This is a genomic window from Protofrankia sp. Cr2 (assembly GCF_963555885.1).
Taxonomy (GTDB): Bacteria; Actinomycetota; Actinomycetes; order Frankiales; family Frankiaceae; genus Protofrankia.
Genome location: NZ_CAUVXG010000105.1, coordinates 2,122 through 6,558, shown reverse-complemented (window position 1 = coordinate 6,558; position 4,437 = coordinate 2,122). Strand labels below are relative to the sequence as shown.

3 protein-coding genes are annotated in these 4,437 nt (G+C 65.7%); all 3 read left to right on the top strand.

Annotated elements, in window-relative coordinates; genetic code table 11:
- Positions 1–926, top strand: a 926-nt coding sequence (locus U9978_RS23640) for a GtrA family protein (protein WP_322763355.1), incomplete at its 5' end; no start/stop codon positions are given.
- Between the two features lie 33 nt (positions 927–959).
- Positions 960–3,725, top strand: coding sequence for a PA14 domain-containing protein (locus U9978_RS23635; protein ID WP_322763354.1), 2,766 nt, complete (start codon positions 960–962; stop codon positions 3,723–3,725).
- Positions 3,722–4,147, top strand: a complete 426-nt coding sequence (locus U9978_RS23630; protein ID WP_322763353.1) for a hypothetical protein — start codon at positions 3,722–3,724, stop codon at positions 4,145–4,147. The genes U9978_RS23635 and U9978_RS23630 overlap by 4 nt, the downstream gene beginning before the upstream one ends.
- Positions 4,148–4,437: the final 290 nt, after the last annotated feature.

Sequence of the window (4,437 nt, the reverse complement as noted above, 5' to 3'; positions counted from 1 at the left end):
CAGTCACCGAAGGCATCCGGCTCTGTCACGCCGACTATGCGGTGATTCTCGATGGTGATCTGCAGCATCCACCGGAGGTGATTCCAGAGCTCTTCGCAGCGGCCGGCTCCGGCGACGTCGATGTTGTCGTCGGCAGCCGTTACGTCCACGGCGGTAGTGCCTCGGGCCTGGCGAACGGGCGCCGTCGACTCGTGTCATCCGGTGCGAACCTGCTGTCCCGTATGCTTTTCCCGCTGCGGCTGCGTGGCGTGTCCGACGTCATGAGCGGGTTCTTCCTCGTCCGGATCGCGGCGCTGGACCTCGACCGGCTCCGGCCGGACGGGTACAAGATCCTGCTTGAGCTGCTGGTTCGTTCCGGTCGCCTGCGCGTCGTGGAGGTCGGCTACGTATTCGGCGAACGGCATGCCGGATCGTCGAACGCCTCGATGTCCGAGGGGGTCCGCTTTGCACGGCGGCTGTTCTCACTCCGGCTGCCCCGGGCGGCGCGGTTTGCGCTCGTAGGCGCATCCGGGACGTTCCCGAACGTTTTCGGAACGGCGTTTCTGCACCACGGTGGCATGCATTATCTGCCCGCGGCGGTGATCGCTACCCAGGTCGCCATCCTGTGGAACTTCGTCGGCTGTGACCTGCTCGTCTGGGAGCGCGGAAACCAGTCCAGACTTCGCCGTTACCTGCCGTTCGCACTACTGAACAACGTCGATCTAGTCGTCCGCCTCCCGCTGCTCGGACTGTTTGTGGAGCGGTGGCATATCAGCGTCGAGACGGCCACCGTCACGACCCTGGCAATCGCTGTGTCTGTTCGTTACGTGTTGGTCGACCGGATCGTCTACGGCGAGCATCGACCGACAGTGCGAAACCCGTTCCGGTCGCCCGGCTGGCGGCGCAGACGGTCGATCACCGGGGCCACCGGGGAGGCCGAGGCATGATCCGGCGGACAATCCCGACCAGGAGTGGTGGAAATGTTTAGGGGAGGACGTCGGAGGTCGGGACGCAGGCGTGTCCTGACGGGACTTCTCGGGATCGCATCCATCCAGTTCGCGGCGCTGCTAGTCGTCAATCCAGGCACGGCGAAAGCTGTCAGCTGCCCGGACACACAATGGGCCGGCGACTATTTTTCCAACATGACACTGGCTGGGCCGGCAGTGGGCTCGCGTTGCGACGACGACATCAGTTTCGACTGGGGCGAGGTGGGGCCCGGAATCGGGGGTCTGGGCGGGTCCGGGTATTCGGTCCGGTGGACCCGTACGGTCTACCTGGAGCCGGGTGAGTACGGCTTCACCGCGACCGCGGACGATGGAATCCGCGTTCTCCTGGACGGCAGTACCGTCATTGAGGGATGGAAGGACCAGGGGCCGACCACCTATACCGCCAGCCCCTCGGTGGCAGCCGGGCAGCACACGATAGTCGTGGAGTACTACCAGAACGGCGGTGGGGCTCGTGCCGAGTTCAGCTACGCCCCGCCGGTGCCGCCCCCGTCGAGCTGTGCGCCCGCCCAGTGGACGGCGGCGTATTTCTCCGGGACGGCGCTTGCCGGTGCTCCGCGCGGGCGGTGTGAGGATGCCATCAGCCATGACTGGGGAACCGGCACACCGGACGTCCCCGGCATCCATGCGGACAACTTCTCGGTTCGGTGGACCCGGACCGAGAAGTTCTCGGCCGGCACCGTCACGTTCACCGCCGAGGCCGACGACGGCATTCGGGTTTACATTGACGACACCCTGGTGATCGACCAGTGGCGGGACCAGGGGCCGACCACCTTCACCGCCAGCCCGACGGTCACGGCTGGCGACCATACGGTCAAAGTCGAGTACTTCGAGCACGGCGGTGGCGCAGTCGCCCAGGTGTCGTACGCCGCCGCGGCTCCGCCGTCGTCGTTGACCTGCCTGTCCACTCAGTGGGCGGCGTCCTACTTTCCCAACAGAACCCTGTCGGGAGCACCGAAAACTGAACGCTGTGAGAGCACACTCAGTTACGATTACGGTGAGAACGGGCCCGGTGTCGATGGCGTCGGACCGTACAACTTCTCGGCGCGCTGGAGTCGGACCGACCAGTTCAGGGCCGGGAACAGCACGTTCACGGTGACGGCGGACGACGGCGTCCGGGTCTATGTCGACGGCACGCTTGTCATCAACCAATGGCAGGACCAGGGGCCGACCACGTACACGGCCACCGCGCCGGTCACCGCCGGAAAGCACGTCGTGAGCGTCGAGTACTACCAGGGCGGCGGCGGCGGGCTCGTGCGGGCCGGCTACACCGGTGGGGGAGCCGCGGGGGACGTTCCGCCGCCGCCACCGGGTGGTTGCACGGGTGACTGTCAGGGTTCCTGGCAGACTCTGCCCTACGATTCTCCGGTCCGCTCGGTACACGCCACGGTGCTGCGCACGGGGAACGTTCTGCTCGTCGCCGGATCCGGCAACAACGGGACGGCGGCGGCAGACAACCAGTTCGTCTCGAAGATCTGGAATCCGTCGAACGGCGATTTCGCCGATGTCCCCACCCAGGAGGATCTCTTCTGCGTCGGGCACACCCAGCTTCCCGACGGACGGATCCTGCTGGCTGGCGGTACCCTCGCCTACCCCACACCCACCACGAACTACAAAGGTCTGGCAAGCAGTTACATCTTCGATCCGATGACCGGCACGTATACCAAGACGAACGACACACCGGGCGGTGGGCACTGGTATCCGTCACTGGTGAACCTCGGAAACGGTTCGGTGTTCGCCACGGGTGGGCTCAACGAGAACGGTTCCGGAAACGTCGCCGTCGAGATGTTCGACCCGACGAAGGGCCAGTGGAAGCCGTTCAACGAGGTACCGCAGACATACTTCTACTGGGGTCTGTACCCCAACATGGTGCTGATGTCGGACGGCCGGCTCTTCTACGCCGGTACGCACACCTTCGGCAATGCGCTCCCGGACACCTCGGGGTCTGAGATCTACGACGTCGACACCGGGACGATCACTGATGTACCGGGGCTGCGGGACATCGATTTCCGGGATCAGGGCGCCACGGTGCTCCTGCCGCCGGCCCAGGCCCAGAAGGTGGCGGACTTCGGCGGCGGAAACTCCTACAGCGACCTCGACCCGACAAACCATACGGACATCATCGACCTGAGCAAGGAAGATCCGCAGTGGACGGCCGGGCCGGACCTGCCGGCGGCGAAGATGTATGTGAACGCCGTCATCCTGCCCGACGGCAAGGTGTTCGAGACCGGCGGCGCGAAGCACAACTATCCCCAGTACGCCGTACATGAGGCGTCCATGTACGACCCGGTCGCCAACGCCTTCACATCGCTGCCCGCCGACCCCGCCGATCGGATGTACCACTCGGAGGCATTCCTGCTGCCGGACGGCCGGGTGGCGACCATCGGGAACAACCCGGCCACCGGTGATTTCGACCTCGGTATCTCCATCTATTCCCCCTGGTACATGTCCAGGGACCGCCCGACCATTTCCAACGCCGGCGACCAGTTCGATTACGGATCGACGCAGAAATTGGCTGTGAGTGGGAACATCGGTCGCGTCACACTGATTCGCCCGGCGTCGGTGACTCATCAGTCCGACCCGAACCAGCGGAGTGTCGACCTGCCGCTGTCCGGAACGGGCACGGACATCAGCGTGACCGTGCCGGACAACCCGAACCTGCTGCCGGCCGGCTATTACATGATGTTCGCCCAGGATATGAACGGAGTACCGTCCGTGGCCAAGTGGGTGCATGTCGGATGACCAGGAAAAGAATCCTGCTCGGTGCGGCCGCCGTGCTGTGCGTCGCCGTGGGCCTGCTCGTCACCCTGCGCGTGACCGGGTCGACGTCGGGCACACGGGCCGGCGGGCAGGTCCGTGTGGTCGCGGTCGAGCATTCCGTAGGTCCCGGCAACCGGGACCTCAGCGGTCGGGTGCAGCCACATGGAAATGGCAGACCGTCCCCGGCGACACTGTGGGTGGACGGCTGTGACCACAACTACGCGGACGCGGGCGGTAATTCCAACGTCTGTGTTCCGAAGGTCGCTCCCGGTGGCCGCGCGGTCGACTGTGATTTCCTGCGAGCAGCCGGATTCGGCCCGCTCACGGTAATCGGCGTGGACAGCAAGCATCTCGCCGGACCCGGAAAGACAGCTTCTCGCGGCGAGACCGTCTGCGCATCCTGATTCCATTGGGGCCTCCGGCCGCGCAAAGGACAGGATCGCGCGGCCTTTGGCCATGGTTCTCTTGGGGCCTCCGGCCGCGCAAAGGACAGGATCGCGCGGCCTTTGGCCGGGCAGCGACAGGAAGGTCGGGGAATGTCCCTGCGATTCAATGCCCGGGTCGGGCGTCCTCGACCCGCCCGCCGCTGGATCGTTGCCGTGGCATTGTGCTGTCTGGCCGGGTGTGCGTCCTCGCCCGCACGGGAGGCAGCACACCCGGCGGTCTCCGGTGGCCCATCGATACCTCCGTCGGC